The organism is Pontiella desulfatans (assembly GCF_900890425.1).
In the GTDB taxonomy this organism is placed as follows: domain Bacteria; phylum Verrucomicrobiota; class Kiritimatiellia; order Kiritimatiellales; family Pontiellaceae; genus Pontiella; species Pontiella desulfatans.
The window spans coordinates 39430-61647 of sequence record NZ_CAAHFG010000005.1 but is presented as its reverse complement, the minus strand read 5'-3'; the positions used below and the strand labels follow the sequence as shown (position 1 = coordinate 61647).

The 22218-nt window shown below is 59.9% G+C and carries 21 protein-coding genes and 1 pseudogene; 9 read left to right on the top strand and 13 right to left on the bottom strand.

The window, feature by feature from the left end; all coding sequences use genetic code 11:
• The first annotated feature begins 8 nt into the window (after positions 1–8).
• The 5 genes from E9954_RS30630 (at position 9) to E9954_RS30610 (ending at position 4233) form a co-directional block, all read left to right on the top strand.
• Entirely contained in the window at positions 9–785 is a 777-nt protein-coding gene (locus tag E9954_RS30630) for an SDR family NAD(P)-dependent oxidoreductase (RefSeq protein ID WP_136083124.1), read from the top strand.
• A gap of 96 nt (positions 786–881) precedes the next feature.
• Entirely contained in the window at positions 882–1328 is a 447-nt protein-coding gene (locus tag E9954_RS30625) for a MarR family winged helix-turn-helix transcriptional regulator (protein WP_136083123.1), read from the top strand.
• Positions 1329–1412: 84 nt separating this feature from the next.
• A complete protein-coding gene (locus tag E9954_RS30620) occupies positions 1413–1820 on the top strand; it encodes a DUF3795 domain-containing protein (RefSeq protein ID WP_136083122.1) in 408 nt (135 codons plus the stop codon).
• Between the two features lie 113 nt (positions 1821–1933).
• A complete protein-coding gene (locus E9954_RS30615) occupies positions 1934–3277 on the top strand; it encodes an alkyl/aryl-sulfatase (protein ID WP_136083121.1) in 1344 nt (447 codons plus the stop codon).
• Between the two features lie 158 nt (positions 3278–3435).
• The gene (locus E9954_RS30610; protein WP_136083120.1) at positions 3436–4233 is read left to right on the top strand and encodes a hypothetical protein; all 798 of its coding nucleotides are present in this window, start codon (positions 3436–3438) and stop codon (positions 4231–4233) included.
• Positions 4234–4278: 45 nt separating this feature from the next.
• Here the strand turns inward: E9954_RS30610 and E9954_RS30605 are convergent, their stop codons facing one another.
• A complete protein-coding gene (locus E9954_RS30605) occupies positions 4279–5016 on the bottom strand; it encodes an SHD1 domain-containing protein (RefSeq protein ID WP_168442707.1) in 738 nt (245 codons plus the stop codon).
• A 284-nt stretch (positions 5017–5300) separates the two neighbouring features.
• Here E9954_RS30605 and E9954_RS30600 point away from each other — a divergent pair, with 284 nt between their 5' ends.
• The 3 genes from E9954_RS30600 to E9954_RS30590 all read left to right on the top strand — a co-directional run bounded on the left by E9954_RS30600 (position 5301) and on the right by E9954_RS30590 (position 9300).
• Positions 5301–5981 carry a response regulator gene (locus E9954_RS30600; RefSeq protein ID WP_136083118.1) on the top strand — a complete coding sequence of 227 codons (681 nt, stop codon included), beginning with the start codon at positions 5301–5303 and terminating at the stop codon, positions 5979–5981.
• Positions 5978–7405 (top strand): sensor histidine kinase, encoded by a 1428-nt coding sequence (locus E9954_RS30595; RefSeq protein ID WP_136083117.1) that lies wholly within the window; start codon positions 5978–5980, stop codon positions 7403–7405. The genes E9954_RS30600 and E9954_RS30595 overlap by 4 nt, the downstream gene beginning before the upstream one ends.
• A 74-nt stretch (positions 7406–7479) precedes the next feature.
• Positions 7480–9300, top strand: a complete 1821-nt coding sequence (locus E9954_RS30590; RefSeq protein WP_136083116.1) for a DUF2062 domain-containing protein — start codon at positions 7480–7482, stop codon at positions 9298–9300.
• A gap of 224 nt (positions 9301–9524) precedes the next feature.
• Here the strand turns inward: E9954_RS30590 and E9954_RS32835 are convergent, their stop codons facing one another.
• From E9954_RS32835 to E9954_RS30540, 12 genes and pseudogenes are all read right to left on the bottom strand, one after another.
• A complete protein-coding gene (locus E9954_RS32835; protein ID WP_168442706.1) occupies positions 9525–9671 on the bottom strand; it encodes a hypothetical protein in 147 nt (48 codons plus the stop codon).
• 194 nt (positions 9672–9865) lie between these two features.
• Positions 9866–12949: an efflux RND transporter permease subunit gene (locus E9954_RS30585; protein WP_136083115.1), complete on the bottom strand. Its 3084-nt coding sequence runs from the start codon at positions 12947–12949 to the stop codon at positions 9866–9868.
• A gap of 10 nt (positions 12950–12959) precedes the next feature.
• Positions 12960–14132, bottom strand: coding sequence for an efflux RND transporter periplasmic adaptor subunit (locus E9954_RS30580; protein WP_136083114.1), 1173 nt, complete (start codon positions 14130–14132; stop codon positions 12960–12962).
• The gene (locus tag E9954_RS30575; RefSeq protein ID WP_136083113.1) at positions 14129–15373 is read right to left on the bottom strand and encodes a TolC family protein; all 1245 of its coding nucleotides are present in this window, start codon (positions 15371–15373) and stop codon (positions 14129–14131) included. Before E9954_RS30575 ends, E9954_RS30580 begins: the two co-directional genes overlap by 4 nt.
• A gap of 50 nt (positions 15374–15423) precedes the next feature.
• Positions 15424–15765, bottom strand: coding sequence for a hypothetical protein (locus E9954_RS30570; protein WP_136083112.1), 342 nt, complete (start codon positions 15763–15765; stop codon positions 15424–15426).
• A 113-nt stretch (positions 15766–15878) separates the two neighbouring features.
• Positions 15879–16025, bottom strand: a pseudogene (locus E9954_RS33770) (type II toxin-antitoxin system HicB family antitoxin); the annotation flags it as partial.
• Between the two features lie 115 nt (positions 16026–16140).
• Positions 16141–16305, bottom strand: a complete 165-nt coding sequence (gene rd / locus E9954_RS30560) for a rubredoxin (protein ID WP_136083110.1) — start codon at positions 16303–16305, stop codon at positions 16141–16143.
• 92 nt (positions 16306–16397) lie between these two features.
• Positions 16398–16517 (bottom strand): rubredoxin-like domain-containing protein, encoded by a 120-nt coding sequence (locus E9954_RS33765; protein ID WP_342793912.1) that lies wholly within the window; start codon positions 16515–16517, stop codon positions 16398–16400.
• 11 nt (positions 16518–16528) lie between these two features.
• Positions 16529–17716 (bottom strand): FprA family A-type flavoprotein, encoded by a 1188-nt coding sequence (locus tag E9954_RS30555; RefSeq protein ID WP_136083109.1) that lies wholly within the window; start codon positions 17714–17716, stop codon positions 16529–16531.
• Positions 17713–18144, bottom strand: a complete 432-nt coding sequence (locus tag E9954_RS30550; protein WP_136083108.1) for an RrF2 family transcriptional regulator — start codon at positions 18142–18144, stop codon at positions 17713–17715. Before E9954_RS30550 ends, E9954_RS30555 begins: the two co-directional genes overlap by 4 nt.
• A gap of 192 nt (positions 18145–18336) precedes the next feature.
• Positions 18337–19533, bottom strand: a complete 1197-nt coding sequence (locus tag E9954_RS30545) for an amino acid aminotransferase (RefSeq protein WP_136083107.1) — start codon at positions 19531–19533, stop codon at positions 18337–18339.
• A 75-nt stretch (positions 19534–19608) separates the two neighbouring features.
• Positions 19609–20769: a nucleoside-diphosphate kinase gene (locus E9954_RS30540; protein ID WP_136083106.1), complete on the bottom strand. Its 1161-nt coding sequence runs from the start codon at positions 20767–20769 to the stop codon at positions 19609–19611.
• A gap of 79 nt (positions 20770–20848) precedes the next feature.
• Here E9954_RS30540 and E9954_RS30535 point away from each other — a divergent pair, with 79 nt between their 5' ends.
• Positions 20849–22156, top strand: a complete 1308-nt coding sequence (locus E9954_RS30535) for an RsmB/NOP family class I SAM-dependent RNA methyltransferase (protein WP_136083105.1) — start codon at positions 20849–20851, stop codon at positions 22154–22156.
• The last annotated feature ends 62 nt before the right edge of the window (positions 22157–22218 follow it).

Here is a 22218-nt window from a genome sequence, read left to right as displayed (position 1 = left end):
GAAAGGAAATCATGAAGAAGATACTGATCACAGGATCAACGGACGGCATCGGGTTGGAAACGGCCCGTATGCTCGCAGACATGGGGCATCAGGTTTTAATTCACGGACGCAATCCCGCCAAAGTGGAAAAGTTGGCAGCAGAACTCGGCGCCGAAAGCTACGTGGCCGACTTGTCAGATCTGACTGAAGTTGAAGCACTGGCAACGGCCGTGGCGGAGAAACACGAGACCCTCGATGTGCTGATTAACAATGCCGGGGTCTTCAAGGTTGCCGAGCCCGTCTTGGGGAATGGCCTGGACGTGCGGTTTGTGGTCAATACGGTGGCGCCGTATCTGCTGACCCGCAAGCTTCTCCCCATGCTTGGAACGTCCGGGCGGGTGGTGAATCTTTCATCGGCCGCCCAGGCCCCGGTCGACCTGAATGCATTGATGGGCAAAACACAGCTGGATGACATGGGTGCCTATGCCCAGAGCAAGCTGGCCATCACGATGTGGTCGATGGAAATGGCGAAGGAGTTAGGCACGAACGGCCCAGCGGTTATCGCCGTGAATCCCGGTTCGCTGCTGGCCAGCAAGATGGTCCGGGAAGGATTCGGTGTTACCGGTTCGGATCTGGGCATTGGTGTGGACATCCTCTGCCGAGCCGCGCTTTCGGACGAATTTGCCGATGCTTCGGGTAAATACTACGACAACGATTCCAAACGCTTCGCCAATCCGCAGGCGGATGCCCTCAACCCCGCCATGCGCAAGGAAGTCGTCCGCTCCATCGAATCGCTTATTCATTAGCCAAAGGCGCTATTTTTAAACCCCATTTATCTCCTGCCCAGTTACTGAATATAAAACCCGTTGACATTTGTTCGGCCACGAAATATTTATGTTTTCATGACAACAAGGAACCCAATTAACGGAATCATTGGCCAGGTCGCCCGGATTCGGGAACAGGCCAATCTGCTGATTGAGCAGGAGCTGCGCAACGTGAACATAGCGGGCATCCTGCCCGCGCATGGTTCGATCCTCTATTTCCTGTTCCAGCAGAACGAACCGGTCGCCATGAAGGAGATCGTCGAAAAGGTCGGGCGGGTGAAGTCCACCGTCACCGGAATGGTCAACACGCTCGAGCACTACGGCTACATCGAAAAATTTCCGAGCGCGGAAGACGGACGGGTTATTCTCGTGCAGCTCACCGAAAAGGGGCTGGCGATTCGTCCCGAAATCGAGGCCATTTCGGCGAAGCTGATCGATCAAACCTATGGCGATATGCCGCAAGCCGACCGCACCAAGCTGGCGGATCTGCTCGCGCGGATTCTGGATAACCTGACGGCGAAATAAAATTTTCATGTCACACGAGGAAAATTGGCACCAACTATCCATATAGTTCGGCCACGAACATTCAACCCTACCAGGAGGAATACCATGAATACGAAAAAGATGACCCGCAAGACCTTCACCTGCGCCGCACTCTGCGGATGCGCCGCCGCAATCGCCGGATGTGCAACGAACGAAACCGCCCGGGCCAAGGAAGACCTCGGTGCCTACTGCGGCCTTCACTGCGGCTCGTGCCCGATGTACACCGGCGGCAAGTGCACCGGCTGCAAGGGGCCGACCGAAACCCTCTCCGACCATTGCAAGAAGTGCGAAATGCGCCCCTGCGCCCAAGCCAAGGGCGTGAAATCGTTCGCCGAATGCAAGGGCTTCCCCTGCGCCAAGACCGAAGCCTTCCACAACTCCGGCAAGCCCATGGGCAAAGCGGCCGCCGCCAACTGCAAGGTCATCCAGGAATCCGGCTACGAAAAGTGGCTCGCCGCACAAAGCGCCAAATAAGGGCACATTATGAACCACGAAATACACGAACCACACGAAACAAGAATCCTGCCTGGGCATTCCGTGTATTTAGTGTATTTCGTGGTTAGAATAATCCATTGGAGGAAAAAACCATGAAAAAGAATATCATTACACTCGCATGCTGCATTGCCGCTTCCGTTTCAGGGGCCGATACACCGGAAACGACTCTGCTTAAAAAACGATCCGCCGAGTTCCGCCAGGATGTCGTGCGGGTCGCCGAAAACGTCTACACCTTCACCGGCCACTCGGTGCAACCGGTCTCGATGATTATCGGGGAGGATGGACTCGTGATCGTCGATACGGGCATGGACGTTCAATCCGCCCAAGGTGTGTTGGCGGAAATGCGGAAGATCACCCCCCTACCGGTCAAGGCCATCATCCTGACGCATGGCCACGGCGACCATACCGGGGGTTTGCCCGTCTTTGCATCCGAAGGCTCGCCCGACATCTGGGCGCGCGGAAACTTTGGCGACGAAGGCCATGCCTTCGAATCCGCGGGCCTAACCATCACCCGCAAACGCGGTGCGCGGCAGGGGGGTTTCCTGCTTCCGCCGGAAAAGCGGATCAACAACGGCGTGGCGCAGGCCTACTATCCCAAGCGCGGCGGCGCGGTCTTCGGAGCGGACAAATCCGTACAACCGAACAAACGTCTGACGGAGGCGCGCAAATCCATCGAAGTTGCCGGAATCCAGCTCGATCTGGTTTCGCTCAACGGCGAAACGCAGGACGCGCTTTATGTTTGGTATGCCGGGCAGCGGGTGCTGTTTGCCGGCGACAACTTCTACAAATCCTGGCCGAACCTCTACCCGATCCGCGGCTCCGCCTATCGCGACGTGCAGGCCTGGGCCAACAGCGTGGACATGATGCTCCAGGAAAATCCCGACAAGCTCGTGCCCGGCCATACGCGGCCGATTACGGATAAAGCGCTCGTGATCGAAATGCTCACCAACTATCGCGATGCCATCCGCTTCGTGTTCGATAAAACCATCGAAGGCATGAACAAAGGGCTCACACCCGACGAGCTGGCGGAAACTGTGAAGCTTCCGCAAAAGTATGCAGAAAAGGATTATCTGAAGGAATACTACGGCAACGTCGAGTGGGCGGTGCGTTCCATCTTTGCGGGCACGCTTGGCTGGTTCGATGGTAACCCCACCTCCCTCTTTTCCTTGCCCGTCAAAGAAGAGGCCGAACGCATGGCCGCGCTCGCCGGAGGAAAGGACAAACTGGAACAGGCCGCCGCCCAGGCCTTGGAAAACAAAGATTACCAGTGGACGGCTCAGCTGTGTGATCACCTCATCGCGCTCGATCCCGCCGCCGCCCAACCCAAGCTGATGAAAGCCGCCGCGCTCGAGGGCCTCGCCCCCAACCTACTCACCGCCACCGGCCGCAACTATTACCTCACCTGCGCTCAGGAGCTGCGCAAGGCGGCGAACTGATTTTGAACAGGACGATTCATGACAGGACTATTTGGCGCGGGAAGGTTGCTAAAATAGTCCTGTCAAAAAATCGTCCTTTGAATCCGATGTGGATAGGGCTTTATACCAAATTAAACTGACTTGAATTTTTTACCACAGAGTTCACTGAGACGCAGAGGGTGGCAGATATATTGGTTGCTCTGTGCCTCCGTGCGCTCTGTGGTGAGACTCTTCAGGTTAATTGCCTATTACTCGGCAACGTCGCCTTCAACCACGGCACCACCTTCGACCACTTCCGGGCTGGCGGGAGCTTCCACACCCTGGGGCGCTTCGGCGGCATCTGCCGCGCCTTCATGCCGACGACCTCGCGGGCCACGCTCGCCGGCTTCACCACGCTGACGGCCACGGGCACTCCGTTCGGCCATTTCGCCAGGTTCTCCACTCCGCTGGCCATGGGCCGCCCGTGCTCCGAGCTGTTCTCCACGCCCGCCACGCTGCTGGGCCATCGGGCCGCGCGACTGCCCCTGCGAACCTCTGGCGGCCATTGCGCCGCGCATTCCATGCTGCGGGCCACGGGCATGCATGGCACCGCGCTGCGGGCCTCGCCCGGCCATCAGATCCTGCTGTTGGCCACGCGGGCTGCGCCCGGCCATCGGGCTGTTCTGCGGTCCGCGGAAACCACGCTCGGCCACCATGCCTCGCTGCTGGCCACGCGGGCCATTCCGCTGACCTCGGGAGTCCATGGCCCCGAGCTGCTGGCCACACTGTTCGCACCGGCCACGCCCTGCCGTCATTCCGCGCTGCGCGCCGCGTTGGGCCATCGCGCCGCGTTCAGCCATTTCGCCCTGCCGGCGGGCACGCGGGCCACGCTGGGGGGTGTCTTCGTGTGCTTGCACACCCAGGGTGGTTCCAGCAACGACCAGGGCGATGATGATGTTTGTTTTCGTTTTCATTTTGTACTCTCCTGTTGGTTTTGATTTGGAGGCGGCGGGCTCGTCCCGCCGCTTCATCTTGTTCATAAGTTAGAGGCGGCGGAAGTGGCGCTCGTCCACGAGCGTGGCGAGGCGATCAAGCCCCTTGTCGCGCCGACGGACCGGGTGCGTTGCAATGATCGCTTCGGCCTCGCGTTCGATGGTTCCATTGCTGGCCTTCATTTCAACCACCTCGCCGCGGGAATCCGTGACGACCAGCAGATAGCCCTTGTATTCCGCCCCGAAGCGCTCGCCGGAAATATTCTCGACGGTGATCGGTTTCGAGGAAACCACGTGCTCCTTGCCGCCCCCGGCGGTGAACGTGAATGCCGTTTCGGTTTTGTCGAGCACCACATAGCCATTTTCATGTTCGCCGATCACGTAGAGTTCCGCGGCCAGCTCGGCTTCATAGGCGGAGGAGGAGCTCTTGCGGATCCGGGCATCCACGCTCACGGTTTCTTCCTGAACCTGATAGCGGCTGGCAGGGCCCGCATCGCGCAGGCTGGAGTTCGAGCGCGACACCTTCGCCGCCACCTTCACCTCCAGCTTCGGGGGCTGGTTGAGCATCGCCAGCAGACGGTCTTCCGCGCTGAGGGTCTCGAGCGAGACGTTAATCTCGCGGCCGTTCTCGAGGCGCAGCAGAACCTTGTCGTTCAGCAGGCCCGTCTGTTCGGCGGTGATGGTTTTCCCGGTGGCGTCCGTCCAGACGCGGGATTCCGCGAGGACGGAGGAGCAAGCGAACGTGGCGGCCAGTGCCGCGATGGTGATGGTGGTCTTGGTTGTTTTCATTTTCATGTCCTCGGTTATGGCCGTTTCCGGCTCGGGTTTATCCTTTCGATGCCGCGATAGAACCAAACCGAACATGAGCGGAACATGAGCGCGGAAAATAATTCGGGGGTTCCGCAAAAACTGATTGGCGGCAAAATCATTGGAAGCAAAGTGGGGAACCGGCCGGGGACTTGGGGAGTCCATCATTTTGCACTAAATTATTTTGCTAAATATTCCAGCGATCCCGTCACTTCATGCTACGTTCATCTTCGATTTGCGATGTTCCGGGAAAAAGGAAAGAACCCATGCGAGTTTTATTGGTTGAAGATGCGGTTTCGTTGCGGAAGCCGGTGGTGAAGGCGCTCAAGGCCTCCGGCTTCGCCGTCGACGAGACCGGCGACGGCGAGGAGGGCTATTGGCTGGCGAGCGAGCACGAATACGATGTGATCCTGCTCGACATCATGCTGCCCGGCATGGACGGCCATGAAATCCTCAAGAAGCTCCGCGCCGACGGCAACGAAACGCCGGTGCTTTTCCTGACGGCGAAGGATACGATCGAAGACCGCGTGGCCGGTTTGCGGCTCGGCGCGGACGACTATCTGGTGAAATCGTTCGCGATCGAAGAGCTGATTGCACGGGTCGAGGCGCTTGGCCGGCGGCGCTACCAGCGCAGCAGCCCCGTCATGAAGGTGGCCGATCTCACGCTCGACTCCTCCGCAAAAACGGTCGTTCGTGGCGGAACCGAGCTGAAGCTGCCGGCGCAGCTCTTCTCGCTGCTGGAGTTCCTGATGGCGCGCGCGGGCGAAGTGGTTTCGCGGGCCGAAATCGAGGAACACATCTACGACGAGCAGGCCGATCCCATGAGCAACGTGATCGACACCGCGGTGTGCGCCCTGCGCCGCGCCCTTAAAACCCCGGAATCCGATGCCAAGCTCATCCACACGCGGCGCGGCATGGGCTACGTTATTTCGGAGCCGGAAGAATGATCAGTATCCGCGCCCATCTGCTTTGGACCCTGCTCCCCGCCTTCGTCGGCATCGGCCTTGCCGCGGGCTTCGGCGTCTACTATTCCACCAAGGCCGAGCTCGAGGCGCGGCTCGATGCCCGGCTCGCGGGCATCGCGGTTGACCTGCGTTTCGCGCCCGAACCGCCGAACCGCGAGGGCGGACGCGGCTGGAACGGCCCGGACGGCAACGAACCGCGCGGCAGGATGAACCTCCGGACGGGCGGCAACCGCGGAACCGGCCCGGTCCAGTTCACGGACGCGCTGTTCACCAACCTCCCGTCCAACGTCTATTGCGAGCTCTGGCTCGGCAACCGCGATGTCAAACTCAAGAGCGCGGAGCTGGACGGCGATATTGTCCAACCCGCAGCGGTTGGGGACGAGCCCGTTTTCTACGACGCCGTCCTGAACAACGGCGAACCGTTCCGCGTCTGGGCCTCGCGGCTTTCCGTGACGCACGACAAGCGGCGGCCGAGGGTTATCCTGGCGGTCAGCCGCGATGAAACCGATGAAACCTTGAAGCGGCTGGCGCGCAACCTCGCCGTCGGGGGCATTGAGTTCTGCCTGCTGCTCAGCGGCATGCTGATGCTCGCCTTGCGCACCGCGCTGCGCCCGTTGCACCGCCTGGGCGACCAGGTGGAGGGAATGGACGCCGAATCGCTGAACAAACGTTTCCCGGAAAAAGACATCCCCTCCGACATCCGCCCCATCGTCGGCCGGCTCAATAATCTGATGGCGAAGCTGGAGGAAAGCTTTGCCCGCGAGCGGCGCTTCAGCGGCGACCTTGCGCACGAGCTGCGCACGCCGCTCGCCGCCATCCGCACCACCAGCGAGGTGGCGATCAAGTGGCCCGACCAGGCCTCCGCCGAAGATTTCGAGGAGATCCACAACCTTTCGTGCAACCTCCAACAAATCCTCGAAAGCCTGCTGCTGCTCGCGCGCGTCGAATCCTCGGATGCGGAGGCCATCCGGGAATCGCTGCCCGTTTCCGGCTTGGCCCACGATTGCATTGCCCTTTGCGCGGAGAAGGCCCGGGAACGGGGATTGGTTTTGATTGAAAACCTGGACGGCGACCGCTCGATCGAATCCGACCCCCGGCTGTTGCGCATCATTGTTTCCAACCTCGTCAACAATGCGGTGGAATATGCGCCGGAGCATAGCGAGATCGAACTCACGATCCATCCGGACGGCGCACTGTTCCAATGCGCCAACGACGCGCCCGACCTTACGCCCGAAGACATCCCGCGCCTGTTCGACCGCATGTGGCGAAAAGACACCGTGCGCACCGAATCCAGCCACTCGGGCCTGGGCCTCTCCATTGCCAAGACCGCCGCGGCATCCCTCGGGCTCACGCTCGAGGCCACGCTGGACGCCAACCAACGGCTTTGCATCTCGCTGGGTTCTTAATCAACTTCCTCCATTGACCCCACGGCGGATAAGGAATTATCTTTGGCGGACTAACTTTTATCGGAGGATGAAGCATGATCACGTTCAAGCTGGTTCGTAAAATCGGAAAAATGCTACGCGGCGGCGCGGGCAAGAAGGAAATTTTTCTTGGGGCATTGCTGGGGGTATTGATCGGATTCAATCCGGTGGCCGGACTCACGTTGAGTTTTGCCATTCTGATTACGCTGCTGCTGAATGCGAACATTGGCTTCACGTTGCTGGGTGTTGCGCTCGGCAAGGTTTGCTCGCTGATCCTTTCGGTGGCCAGCTTCCACATGGGCTATTTCCTCATCCACAACCTTGGCCTGGAAGGCCTCTTTGCCAAGCTGGTCAATGCCCCGGTGACGGCGCTGATGGATCTGGATGTCTATGCCATGGTCGGCAGCCTGCCCTTCTCCATCGTTATCGGCATCGCGTTCGGCGCGTTCATGTCGGCCACCGTCACCAAGATCCGCGAACAGATGGTGAAGGCCGGCGGGCATGAGAAGGTCGGCAAGGCCGTCGGCAACAAGTTTTCCAAATTCCTCATGTGGCTCGCCTTCGGCAAGCAGAAGATTTCCACCGCCGACGTGCTCGCCAAGCAGTCGCCCCTGCTGCGCAAGTCCGGCCTGATCCTGGTGGGCAGCGTGGTGGTGATTGGCCTGGTTCTACAATTCTTCCTGCTCGACCTCGCGCTGAAAAAGGGCATCCAGGCCTCCATCGGCGCCAAGACCGGGGCCGAGGTGAATATCGATAAAGCCAACTTTTCGCTGGCGGGCGGAAAGCTCGAAATCGAGAACCTGCAGATCACCGACCCCGACAAGCCCACGCATAACATGATCCAGATCGGCACCCTCGCCGCCGACGTCAGCGTGGGCGACCTGCTCCGCCGCACCTACACCATCGACCTGCTCTCCGGCTCCATGCTGAAGCGCGATGTCCTGCGCGAATCGCCCGGCAAGCTGATCGTGAAGGAAGAGAAAAAGAAAAAAGAGGAGAAGCCCAAGGACGAGAAGGATCCTGGTAAATCGCTCGACGACTATTTCGCCAAGGCCAAGGAATGGAAAAAATATGGTGAGAAGGCCGAGGAATACCTGAAGAAGCGCAAGGAAAACGCCGAGCAGACCGCCAAAGGCGAAAAGCCCAAGCCCTCCAAGGAAAAGGCCGTCGCCGATGCCAGGAAGCTGGGCTACCTCAAGGCCGCCGCCGATCTCGTGGCCAACCGCCCGGCCTGGACGATCCGCCAGATCATGATCGATAACGTGGAACTCGGTTCCGACTTCCCCATTCAAAAACTGGAGGGGGCGGAGGTTTCCAGCCACCCCGAACTCAACGGCCAGGCGACCACCTTCGTCATGACCCCGCAAAACGGCACCGACCCGACCGCCAAGATCGTCCTTCGCTTCGACGATCCCGCCGCCATGCACGAGCTGGCCGCCAACATCAAGAACGTTGAGATCGGCGATTCCCTCGATGCCGGCGACGCGCTGGAAGTCAAGGGCGGCAAGGCCGACATCCAGGCCGACGGCAGCTTCTCGCTCGACGAGCTCGCCATTCCCTTCACCCTGAACGTCCGCGACCTGGAAACGGACAACGCCGCCCTCAACGCCATGGATAAGCTGGAGGTTACCGGTTCGCTCTACGGCTCCCTCTCCTCCCCGCGCGTCAAGGTGGAGCTCGGCGACCTGAAGGACGCCGCCATCGACGCCGCCAAGGCACGCGCCAACGAGGAAGTGGAAAAGGCCAAGCAGAAGGCCGCCGAAGAAGTCGAAAAAGCCAAGGCCGAAGCCAAGAAAAAGGCCGATGCGGAAATCAACAAGGCCCTCGAATCCGATGAAGCCAAGGACTTGAAGGACAAGTTCCGGAAGATGTTCTAACGAGGCTCCGCAGCAGGGAATAGGTGGCAACGAATGTATGAAAAGCAACGAATCCGAACATCCGAAGCATTCGTTGCTTTTCATGAATTCGTTGCTTGAAAATCTATGCTATTGACTGGAAGCAAACAGGTAAAGGGTCATTCATTATGTCACGCAAGATGGTAAGAAGTTTGGATGTAAGGAACTAAAAGGAGGGCGAGGTGCACCCCGCCCTCCCACACATTCTACAACGCGCACTCCTGCATGGTGTCGGGGTGGTGGGTTACGCGAACCACCTCGACCTGATCCGCATGCACCTTTGCCGAAGCCGAGAAGCCGGGCTTTAGCGTGGCGTTGCGCGAGAAGGTCGTGATGTGCGTCGCCGCCCTCATCAGGGCTAAAAAACAACAATCAAATCATCGCCGACACAGAAACCATCCCCATCAAAAGCCTTCTTTCGGCCCAGTAAGGGGACCCATCTCACCTTGCTTCTCTGCCATCGGCTCTTTCATCGAAAATTTTACAGAACCTTTGGCGGGACAGCGGCCTCGCTGTCCCCGGTCGCCGAGGCCGGCGACCTTCCAGTTCAATTTTCCAATTTTTTCTCAACCCATTCATAGATCGACGGCAACACGAACAGGGTGAGGAACGTCGAGGTCGTTAGGCCAAACACCACCACGGCCGCGAGCGGCCGTTGCACCTCCGCTCCGGCCCCGCGCGAGATCAGCAGCGGTGTCAAACCGAGCAGGGTCGTGAGCGTGGTCATGATGACGGGGCGGAAGCGAATGAGGCTTCCGTTCACGACGGCATCGCGAACGCCCTGCCCTTCCCGGCGCAAATCGTTGAAGTCGGTCAGCAGCACCATGGCGTCCTGCATGGCAATGCCGAACAGGGCAATGAAGCCGATCGATGCCGGCACGGAGAGGTATTGCCCGGTCACCCAAAGCCCGATCACCCCGCCGATCAAGGCCATCGGGACACATAGGATGATCATGGCCGCATGGCGAACGGAATGGAAGGTGACCCACAGCAGCACAAAGATCAGCCCCAAAACCACCGGCACAATGAAACCCAGCCGGGCCATGGCGCGGCGCTGTTGTTCGAACTGGCCGCCGTATTCGATGAACACCCCGGAGGGAACATCCACCTTTTGCGCAACGGTCGCTTGGATATCTTCAACAACGGCGCTCAATGCCCGGTCTCGAATGTTCCCCTGCACAACCCAGCGTCGCTGGTTCTGTTCGCGGTTGATCTGCAGCGGGCCATCTACGGCGCGGATATCCGCCAGTTGATCCAACCGGAGCAGCGCACCGTCGTCCGAGCGAATGAACAGCTCGGCGAGCTGCCCGGGGGTTGATCTGAATTCCGAAGCAAGGCGGACATGGATTCCGTAGCGCCGTGTGTTGCGGTACAAGGTGCCGACCACTTCACCGCCGACCGCGGCCTCCACCTGTTCGAGCACGGTTTCCCCGGGCACACCGTAGCGCGCGAGTTCGTCGTGATCCAGCACCACCTGGAACTGCGGCTGGCCAAAGCTTTGCTCGACCGACAGGTCGACCAACCCATCGATGCCTTCCAGCGCCATGCGCATCGACTCCGCCGTTTCGCGGATTTCATCCAGATCTTCGCCGTACACCTTGATGGCGAGCTGGGCGCGGGAACCGGAAAGCAGGGCATCGAACAAATGCTGGATCGGTTGCGAAAAGTTGACCTGCATGCCGGGATAGTCCTTCAGGCGCTCGCGCATCTCATCGACGATCCGCGTCTTCTCCCTCGGCTGGTCGAGTTCGACATGGATCATTGAAAAGTTGACGGGGTGCGGATGGCCCCCCGCTTCCGGACGGCCGATCATGGCGACCACCTCCCGAATCCCGTCAATCTGCATGATCTCGGCATTCACCCGCTGGACGGTTCGCTCGGCCTCCTCCAGCGAGATGGATGGCGCCATGCTGACGTCCACGCTGATGGAGCCTTCGTCGAGCACCGGGATAAATTCCGTACCTATCCGGTTCAGGAAAAAAGCGGAAACCACCACCAGCATGGCCAGCAGCACAAAGACGAGCCCCTTGGCTTTCAGCGCTCCATCCAACATCGTGCGGTATCCGCGTTTCAGCCCCTGGAAGAAGCGTGATTCCTTGTAGGGTTTCTCGTTCAGCAGCCAGCTCGCCAGCACCGGGGCAATCGCCAACGCAAACGCGATGGAACCCCCGAGCGCCAGCATGACCGTGTAGGCCAACGGCTTGAACATGGTGCCTTCCGTCGACTCCAGCGTGAGGATCGGCAGGAAGACCACGATCACGATCATGATGGCGAACGCAATTGGCCGGCCCACCTCCTTGGTGGCGTCATGGATCAACTGAAGGCGATTCCCACGCACACTTGCGCAAGTGTGCTTGAGCCCCAGGAAGCGGTGGATGTTTTCGGTCACGACGATGGAGCCATCGACCAGCATGCCGAGCGCAATGGCAATGCCGCCGAGCGACATCAAGTTAGCGGAGATCCCGAAATGGTTCATGCCAATGATGGCGACGAGCGCGCAAAACGGCATCGCCAGCGCCACGATCACGGCGGCGCGGAAACAGCCGAGGAAAGCGAAGAGCACCAGCAGCACCAGCACCATGCCCTGCAGCAGGGCCACGTTCACCGTCCGCGTGGAATTGGCCACCAGATCGGCCTGCTCATAGTACGGCACCAGCTTGACGCCTTCGGGCAATCCGGCCTGTACCTCATCGACCTTGGCATAGAGGTCGTTGATCACTTTGGAAGCGTTGGCGCCGTAGAGTTTCATCACGATGCCGCACACCACTTCTTCGCCGGTCCCCAACGTCACAATCCCGCGGCGCATTTCGTGCCCATAGTCCACTTCCGCCACATCGGCAATGGCTATCGGCGTTCCCTCGTAGGTCTTGAGCGTGATGCCGCGGATATCGTCGAGGTCGTCCAGCAACCCGACCCCACGAATCAGATGCTCTTCCGAATTCATCTGCAGATACTGGCCACCCACATTGCGGTTATTGGCCTGCACCGCCGTGGATACATCCTCGATCGCCAGACCGTACTGATGAAGCAGATAGGGATCCAACTGAATCTGATACTGCAGCACGTGGCCGCCCGCACTCAGGATGTCGGTCACGCCCGGTACCGTTTGCAACTGGCGTTTCACGACCCAGTCGTTGAGGTCCCGCAGGTAGGCCAGCTCGTCCAAACCGTCCGTGTCGGCCCCCTTCTCCAGCTCGAGGTAGTACAGGAAGATCTGCCCCAACCCGGTGGAGATCGGCCCCAACGCCGGCGGCTCCTCCATTTCCGGCAGGTCGGCCGAGGCCGCCGCGAGACGCTCCGCCACCAGCTGGCGCGCGAAATAGATGTCGGTGTCGTCGGTGAAATAGACATAGATCACCGCCATGCCGAAGGCCGAGGTCGATTTGATCTGCGTCACGTTCGGCAACCCGTTCATCGCCGTTTCGATGGGATAGGTGATCAGCTGTTCCACCTCCTCCGGCGCCATGCCGTCCGGCTCCGCAAAGATCGGCACCATGATCGGCGAGATGTCGGGAAAGGCTTCCACATCGAGTTGCCTGTATTCGTAGACCCCCAGCCCGACCACGCCCAGCAGGGCCAGCAGTACCAAACCGCGGTTTTTCAGCACGGCGTTAATGATTCGTTCAATCATGCCGCACCTCCTAATGCCCGTGGCCGGCGTGGGGGTCCATGCCGCTGGTAACCATCTGCGCCTTGAGCACAAAGGCGCCCACGGCCACGAAACGATCGCCCGGGTTCAATCCGGCCTTGATCTCGACGTTCATATCGTCGGCCAGGCCGGTTTTCACGGGAGCGGCAATGAAGCCCTGCGGACTGGGAACAAACACGACGTTTTCGCCTTCGATGGTCTGCACCGCCTCGCGGGGCACGGCCACTTGGGCGTCCACCGTTTCGAGGTCGATGCGGGCGCGGACGAAGGCACCGGGGCTGAAGTCGTCGCGCGCGCCTTCGAGCACGCAGCGGGCGGTGAAGGTGCGGGTTTGTTCGGAAACAATCGGGCTGATGTATTTGATGGTTCCCCTGGCGGTGTGGCCATCGTGGGCGATGAACCCGACCGGCATCCCCTTGCGGAGCTTGTGCTGGTATTGCGGGAAGATGCTGATGTCGGCCCAAACGGTGGAGAGGTCGGCCACTTCGTAGAGAACCTTTCCATCGGCGGCGATTTCGCCTACGGCAAGATCCTTCGAAATGATGACGCCATCCTGGGGCGCGGCAACGGTGTATACCGCCATCGTTTCACGGTTTTCGAGCGAGGCGAGCACATCGCCCTTGCGCACGGTGTCGCCGATCTCGGCAAAGACCTGGCGCACGATGCTGGCATAGCGCGGGGAGACGGCCGCCGTGCGGTCGCGGTTAAGCTTGATCTCGGCCGGGAACGAGGAGGTTTTCGCAATGGAACCGCCCTCGGCTTCGTGCACCCGTATGCCCGTCTTCTCGAACACTTCCTGGGTGAACGTGATGCCCTCGGCGGCATGGGCGCCGTGGTCGTGGCCATCGTGCGAGTCGTGGGCGTGGGCGTCATCGCCATGGTCCGGGACGCCATCGCCGTCGTGGTCGTGCGGCACCGCTTCTGGCTCATGGTCGGCATGGTCGTGACTGTGATCCTGATCCGGTTCGACTTGGGCAGGTTGCAAGACCTGTTCGTCGTTTGCGGCGTCCAATCCCTGCAATCCGGGCAGGGAGAATTCCTTGCCGGAAGCCGCTTTTTCCCGGCACGATGGACAGTCGCAATCCACTTCCATATCCTTCTCCGCCTGTTGCCCAAAAACGGCAACCGCCAGACCCAACAGCGTGATTATCCAATATTGTTTCATCTTTGTAATCCTTCCTTCATAAACCGATAGAGTTCCGCCCGAGCGAGATGGGCGTCTCTTAGCGCCTCGATCTCACGCACACGGATTTCGGCGAGGTGCTGCTGGGACGCAATCAGTTCAACCCACGAGTAGCGCCCGGCGGCATAGCCGGCCTTGCTGAGTTCGTAGGCCTCCTCGGCCTTGGGGAGCAACTTGCCGCGCGTCATTTCGGCTTCCATTTTGGCGCCTTTGTAGAGCGCGGCGACAACGGAGAGTTCCCGCTGCAGGCTGCGCGAGAGGTCGTTGCGCTCGGCATGCAGGGCATCGGCCCGCAGCAACGTCGCCGCCTCTTCGGCACGACCGGGGCGGACAAAGTTGAGCGGGATTTTTGCACCCAGCACAAAGGTGTTGATGTCCGCGGCCGCCTCATACTTATAGCCGGCGCCCAGCGTGATATCGGTTGCATCCTTGGCTTTCGCGAGGCGCGCCTGGGCCCGGGTGGCCGCGATGCGGGCATCCATCCGTTTTAGCGCCGGATGCGATTCGGCGATAGCCGCCGGCTCAAAGGTGTCGAGCGTGTAGTAGTCGCCGGTCAGCTCGCCCAGCTCCTTTTCGGGGATGCCGATGAGGGAGGCCAGCCGGATGCGGGCGGCTTCGAGGTCGCCGAAACAACAGGTTTGCGAGAGGATGATTTCCTCCAGCTGCAGTTCCGCCTGCACCAGTTCCATCTGCGAGGCGCCGCCGGCTTCGAGACGCGTCCTGGCCACCTTGACAAATGCGCGGCCGAGCTCTTCCTGCTCTTCGCGCACCTTGCCGGTTTCCTGTTGCGCCATGACTTCGATGAAAGCCCGCCGAACCTCCGCCAACAGCGCCAGCTCCTTTTCGGCCTCGGCCTGGAAGACGATGCCGATGGATTCCTGCGCCACGGCGCGGTCGTATTTGCGTTTGCCGCTGCGCTCGAAGGTCTGACTGACGCCGATGAGGTATTCGGCCTCGTTGAAGCCATCGAGGTCGCCACCGACGCCTTCGGCCTCGAATTTGAGTTCCGGGTTTTTCCAGCGTCCGGAAGCCGCCACCGCTTTTTCGGCGGCCTGGGTCTGCAGGCGCGCGGCGCGGAGCTCGGGCGAGTTTTGCAGGGCCAGCCCGAGCGCCTGTTCCAGCGTGAGTCGTTGGGTTGCCGGCGGGGATGAAGCATGGGTCTCTGCCCTGGCCATGTCGAGGGCCAGGACAATGCCGCAAAGCAGCACGATATGGTTTTTCATTGGTTACTCCTGATTGATGATTTTTCGTTTGTGGGGAAAACGAAAACGGATCAAATCAGGAGTCGGACGGTCTGGATCGTGGCAAGAACACCACGGACCGAGGGGGGAGCCTGCCGTACGACAGGTTTGATTTCGTAGAGGGTGAAAAGCGTAATGGTGGTGGAAGCCGGCGTCGCGGCCAGTGCGGTGGCAAGCGTGAGATCCTGCGGCATTTCGAGATCGTCGGTGCAGGGGGCTTCTTCGCAGGAGTGGCAGGAACAGGAGTGGTTTGCCGTAATGACGGATTCCGAACCGGCTGCCTCGGCCATCATTCCATGGCTATGCCCGTGGCAACACGGCATGGCCGCCATCAACAACGCAATCACCACCAAAATGTGCTTCAACCCATTCATTTCTTAATCTTCGAAATTTTCAGATCCCTGCATATTTTATTCGCCAAAATATCTTGGACTTCCCTTGTGTCGAGGAACTGCCGATCTCGTACTCAACTCGGCGTTGCCCCACAATCCAATGCTTCACGCAAGGTTTCCCTTAAACTGAGTAACAACTCAGGCCGGGTTGTTTCCTGGCAATTAACACCTGGAATTTCTTCGATCCAGCCAATCCACCACCCATCGGCTTGTTTCGTTATCGCTGTATATTGGTTATTCATGGCCTTGTTCACTACCTGATTAATCACACCATATCAAGACAAGCTTGTGGTAACGGCGTTCAAGAAAAAACCGCCCTGCGTTTCGGCAGGACGGTTTGTTCGGACAGCGGAAAGACTAGTCTTCGATCACGGAAAAGTCGTCTTTGCCAACGCCGCACTCGGGGCATTCCCAATCGTCGGGAATATCTTCAAAGGCGGTGCCGGGCGCAATGCCGCTATCGGGATCGCCGGTTTCCGGATCGTAGATCCAACCGCAAACGTCGCAGATGTATTTCTTCATGTATATTCTCCTTGGTTAAAAAAGTGGTTCGATAATTCCCGTCTTTCGCACGGGCGGCAAGGGGAATTTCGCTCAATTTTCGCTCACACGGCCTAAACGGTGGAGCTGGTGTATTTGCTTCCGGGCGCATGGCACAGCGGGCATGACTTGGGAGGCTCCTCCCCTTTGTGCACGTGGCCGCAGATGGAACAAACCCATTGTTTTTCAGTCATCGGTTCAACTCCTATTTATATTCCTCGGCGATTTTTCCCATGGCGCGTCCGGCCTCGCGGCACTCTTCGAGGGTTTCCGGCGACGGCGTATACTGGGCGCGCAACGGCTCCTGCATGATTTCGATCTTCATCTCCTCCATCACCTGGCCCACCTCGGTGGGGCCACCGCGCTTGCTCCAACCGTAGGAACCAAAGGCGAACCCCTTCTTGTGGGTCGGGCGCAGCCCTTTCATGTAGCACAGCACCGCGGCCATGCTGGGCATGATGCCGTTGTTGAGGGTCGGGGAGCCGATGGCCACCGTGGCGCAATCGAGCACCTCGGTCACGATGCGGGTCATGTGGGTGGAATCGACATTGTAGAGCTGGGCTTCGACATCGCACTCCTGGGCGCCTTCGAGAATGGCCTGCGCCATCTGCTCGGTGGCTTTCCACATGGTGGTGTAGAGCACAACCACCTTGGGGGTCGGCTTGCAGACCACCCATTTCTGGTAGGCCTCGAAGACCTCTTTGATGTGGCTGCGCCAGATGACGCCGTGGCTCGGGGCGATCATTTCGATTTCCAGATCGGCGGCACGCGCCATGGTCTGGGCGATCGGGCGGCCGTAGAGCATGACGATGTTGGCGTAGTAGGCCTTGGCTTCCTGCAGGATGACATCCAGCGGCTCCTCATCGTCGAAACGGAAGGCGGAGGCATAGTGCTGGCCGAAGGCGTCCATCGAGAAGAGCAGCTTTTCCTCGGGCAGGTAGGTGAACATCGATTCCGGCCAGTGCACCATCGGGGTATCAACAAAGGCCAGCGTGCGCTTGCCGAGGGAAATGGTGTCGCCATCGGCCACCACGTGCCACTTCCAACTGCTGGTGTCGAAGTGCATCTCCAGGGCGGCCTTGCATTTGGCGTTGCAGACGAGCTCCGCGTTGGGGCAAACCGCCATCAGCCCGGGCAGGCCGCCCGAATGGTCCGGCTCGGCGTGGTTGCAGACCACATAATTGATGCTTTCCAGCTCGGCCAGCGCCTTGATCCGCTCGATCAGCTTATCGACGAAGGGCCCCTTCACGGCATCGATCACGGCGTTCTTTTCGTCCTGCACCAGGTAGGCGTTGTAGGTCGATCCGCTTTCGGTCTTGTAGCCGTGGAAGTCGCGGACGGTCCAATCGATGTAGCCGACCCAGTTGATTCCTTCTTTCAATTCAGTATTCATTTAGCTTGTTTCCCCCAAGTTGATTCCTGCGCGAGCTTCGCCAGGGTGGTTTCTTCAAAATAATCGCGTACCTGCCGGGCCAGGCCCGGCAACAGGTTGCCCAACACGCAATCGGTACGAGGGCATGTATCATTACCAAACAGGCACGGATTGCAAAGCATGGAGCCTTCCATTACCTCATAAATTTCAAGCAGGGTGATTTCCGAGGGCTCCTTGGCAAGGGCAACCCCGCCCGCCGGCCCGCGGTTCGACTTGATCAGCCCGGCTTTCGTAAGCCGTTGGTGCACTTTGGCCAAGTGGTGGCGCGAAGCCTTGAACAGCTCCGCGATCTCGGCCGTGGTCGAATGCCCGTCCACCTCGATGGCCAAATGCACCATCGAATGCAAGGCCAGCGCCGTCGCATCCGAAATTTTTAAAATATCCGCCATAGTCTTCCTTCCGCAAATAGGTATAGGCGCACCTGTTTACGGAATTACCTCCGCCGGATCAATCCTAACCTGCATGAATATCAGGCGGACGGGTTCTGCGGCCTTGCCGGAAAACCAAAAAGCCCGACCGGGGTGGGTCGGGCTTTTCTTGTTTTGGAGAGGGTCGGGGACGAACGGCGCCCGACCCTCCGGCTACGCCTTCAGCGCTTCAGCGATGGCGTCGCAGACATAGCCGATGTTGGCGGTGGTGAGGCCGGCGACGTTGATGCGTCCTCCGCCCACAATGTAGATCGCCTTGTTTTCCTTAAGCCAGGCAACCACTTCGTTGGAAAGGCCGCTGAAGGAGAACATGCCACGCTGCTCCTTGATGAAGGAGAAATCCTGCCCAACCCCGCGGGCAACGAGGCCGTCGACCAACAGCGCCCGCATGTTCCTGATGCGGTCGCGCATTTCGGCCACCTCGCCAATCCACTGGTCGTAGAGCGCGGAATCGTCGAGCACCATGCTGGCGGCGAGGCCTCCGTGAGCCGGCGGGTTGGAATAGTTCACGCGGATCGTGGTCTTGATGTGGCTCATGGCCACGGCGGATTCCGCGGCGGTCGGACTGACGACGGTCAGGGCGCCGGTGCGCTCGTTGTAGAGGCCGAGGTTCTTGGAGAACGAGCTGGCGACGAAGAAGTCGATGCCGGCGGCGGCAAACTTTTCGACGGCGGCGCGGTCTTCCTCGACGCCGTCGCCGAAGCCTTGGTAGGCAAAGTCGAGGAACGGCATCCACCCTTTGGCCTTGGCCACTTCAACCACCTGGTCCCACTGGCCGCCGACGAGGTCGACGCCGGTCGGGTTGTGGCAGCAGACGTGCATCAGCACAATATCGCCGGCCGGCACGTTTTCGAGCGCGGCGAGCATGCCTTCGAAATCAACCCCCTTGGTTTGGGGATCGTAGTAGGGGTAGTCGCCGATCCCGAACCCGGCGGCGGTAAAGATGCCCTTGTGGTTGGCCCAGGTCGGGGTGCTGACCCACAGCGTGGCATCCGGCCTGAATTTCTTGAGCAGGTCGGCGCCGACGCGCAGGGCACCGGTGCCGCCCGGGGAATGGATGGTGGCCGCGCGACCGGAGGCGATCACCTCGCTATCCGCCCCAAAGAGCAGTTTCTGCACATTGGCGGCATAGGCCGGGCTTCCCGATATCGGCAGGTAGCCTTTGGTCGATTCGGTTTCGACGAGCTTTTTCTCGGCCGCCTTGATGCATTTCAGGATCGGGGTGGTCCCCTGGTCGTCCTTGAAGACGCCAACGCCCAGGTTTACTTTTTTGGGGTTGGAATCGCTCTTGAAGGCCTCGGTGAGTCCGAGGATTGCATCGGCCGGAGCCGCATCAATTTCTTTCCACATGGTTTATATCTCCGTCTTGTTGAGTGACAAGTGACGATTGAAACGTGAAGTCCATCTCGCTTCACGGCTCACGCATCACGAAAAATACAGGTCGTTCCACCGCTTGATGGTGTCGTTGGCCACTTTGACGATTCCGATTTCGCGCAGGGCGTTTTCGGGCGAGTCGGACGCGTGGGCGGCGTTGACCATGATGTCGGTGCCGAACTCCTTGCGCACCGAACCGGGTGCGGCCTTGCTCGGGTCGGTGGGGCCGAGAATGTTGCGAATCTTCTCGACGGCGTTTTCGCCGGCATAGACGAGGGTCATGCAGCGCACCTTGCCTTCGCAGAGGGTGGCGTCGCCATCGCAATCGGGCGCCCACTGGCCGGTCATGAAATTCATGATGCTGAAGAACTGGTGGTCGCCGAAGGCGGGGCCGAGCGTGTTGCCCAGCGCGTCTTTCACCTCGTCGGGCATTTCGAACCCGAACTCCTCATGGAGCACTTTGCAGGCGCGGTCGACGGCCATTCCACCGAGCTTGTCGCGCAGGACGGGCTGGACGGGGCCGTAGAACTCGAGGGCCTCGGCCAGGCTCATGCGCAACAGCTTGGCGCCGATCAGGCGGAGGCCGGAGCGCGAAAAGATATCCATGATGTTGCCCGGGCGCGAGCTCGGGAAGGTGAAGTTGTCGGGCTTGATGATCACCAGCGTTTTCTGGACATGCTCTTGGTCGGCCAGTCGGATGGCATTGTCGAGAATGCCGCCGTCGGCATCGGAATATTCCGCCCAAAGGCCGAGGACATCCTTGACGGCTTCGACGGTGGGGCCCACCAGCACGGCCGGCTCGAAATAGGTGACCGAACCATCGTTGGCCTTGATATAGTCGCCATAGGTTCCGCGGATCGTGTCGGCGCTTTCGATCGAGTCTTCGAATCCGCCAACCGAGTCGCGCAGCTTGCGCACGGCATTGTCGCCTTCGAAGAGCAGCATGAGTACGCGATGCACCTGGCCGTCCTCGTCGGGGGCGAATTCGCGTTCGATGTATTCGGATAGGATCTCCCGGATTTCCGGCCACACATCCTCGCTGTTTCGGATCAGCTCCGCGTGCTTTTTCACCAAGTCGTGGCTGGGGCCGAACATGCGCGCGGCGACCAAATCCAGCCCTGTTGTGCTGAGCAACCGCCCCAGTACACCTCCCGTGCGCGACTTGCGCAGGGTGTACGGCGTCACCAACACATATCCAAGTTCCTTTGACATTTGCATCCTCCTCCAGTATTGAAGCGTTCGACTTAAATACCTGCCTGGGATTAAGGGCACAATATCGAAATGCGACTTTATGGATAACAATACCCAACCAAAACCCCTTCCCGAGAAGGTTGTCCGGCGCCATGCGGAAATGATCGGCGAGATTCTCCCCGACTTTACGAAGCTCGTCGTTGAGGAAGGAAGGCCGGCCGATGCCGTGCTAAACGCCTACCTGCGAACGCACCGCGAGCTCGGCTCGAGGGATCGGCGCTTTCTCTCCCAGGCCATCTTTTCCTATTTCCGGTGGTATGGCTGGACGGTTTCCAAACTCCAGCTCGACGCCCCGGAGGCGGTTTTGGTGGGCGTTGCGCTCGACCTGGCCGAGCTACCGCAAAGCTTCGAATTCCTGGCCGGCCGCTGCCAACTCCCCTTCACCATTGAGGCCATGGGCGGCAAGGGTATCGAGGAAAACCGGTGCATCCTCAACGAGCGGTTCAAGGAAAGGCAAGGTTTTGAACCTCTTGAACTGACGGATCTGGTGCTCCCCGATTTCGCCAGCGTGGTCGACCCCGAAAAGGTCGTGCCATGCATCAACGAGTTCCAGGCGCGGCCGCCCACATGGATCCGTAGCCGAACGGAACCGGAAACACTGATCTCGGCACTGGCGGAGCAGCAGATCGAAGGCCGCATCCACGACCAGGTTCCAACCGCCATTTCGCTGGAAGGCGGCCAAAGCCTCGGCAATGCCCTTTCCGGAAAAACCAACCAATTCGTGGTTCAGGATATTGCCTCGCAATGCGTCGGCCTCGCCTGCGCCCCCCAAAAGGGAGGCGACTGGTGGGACTGCTGCGCCGGCGCCGGCGGCAAGGCCCTGCACCTGATGGATCTGATGGAGCAGGACGGCAAGGTGCTCGCCACCGATGTCCGCATCCCCCCCCTCAAGGAATTGAAGAAGCGCGCCCGCCGCTACGGGATCAAAAATATCCGCACCCAGACCTTCAATGCCGTGAACGACGAACCCTTCACCAAAACCTTCGATGGCGTGCTGGCCGACGCCCCCTGCTCCGGCTGGGGCACCTGGAGCCGCAATCCCGACGCCCGCTGGCGCGCCTCCAAACGCGATGTGATGCAGTGCGCCTCCCGCCAGCTCAAGATCCTCAACAACGTCAAGTGGTGCGTGAAACCCGGCGGTCTTCTGGTTTATGCGGTTTGCACCATCACGCGCCCCGAGACCGAAGAGGTCGTCATGAACTTCCTCGACCAGCACAGCAACTTCAAGCTCGCCCCCTTCACCAACCCGATCACCGGGAAGCAAACCAACGGCCAGATGCAGGTCTGGCCCTGGGAAGCCGGCGGCGACGGCATGTTCATCGCCCGCTTCGTGCGCGATGTGGAATAACTATAATGGGGCAGGAGGCTCCATCTGCATTTCAGCAGAAGGCGATCGGGGAAAAGGTCGGG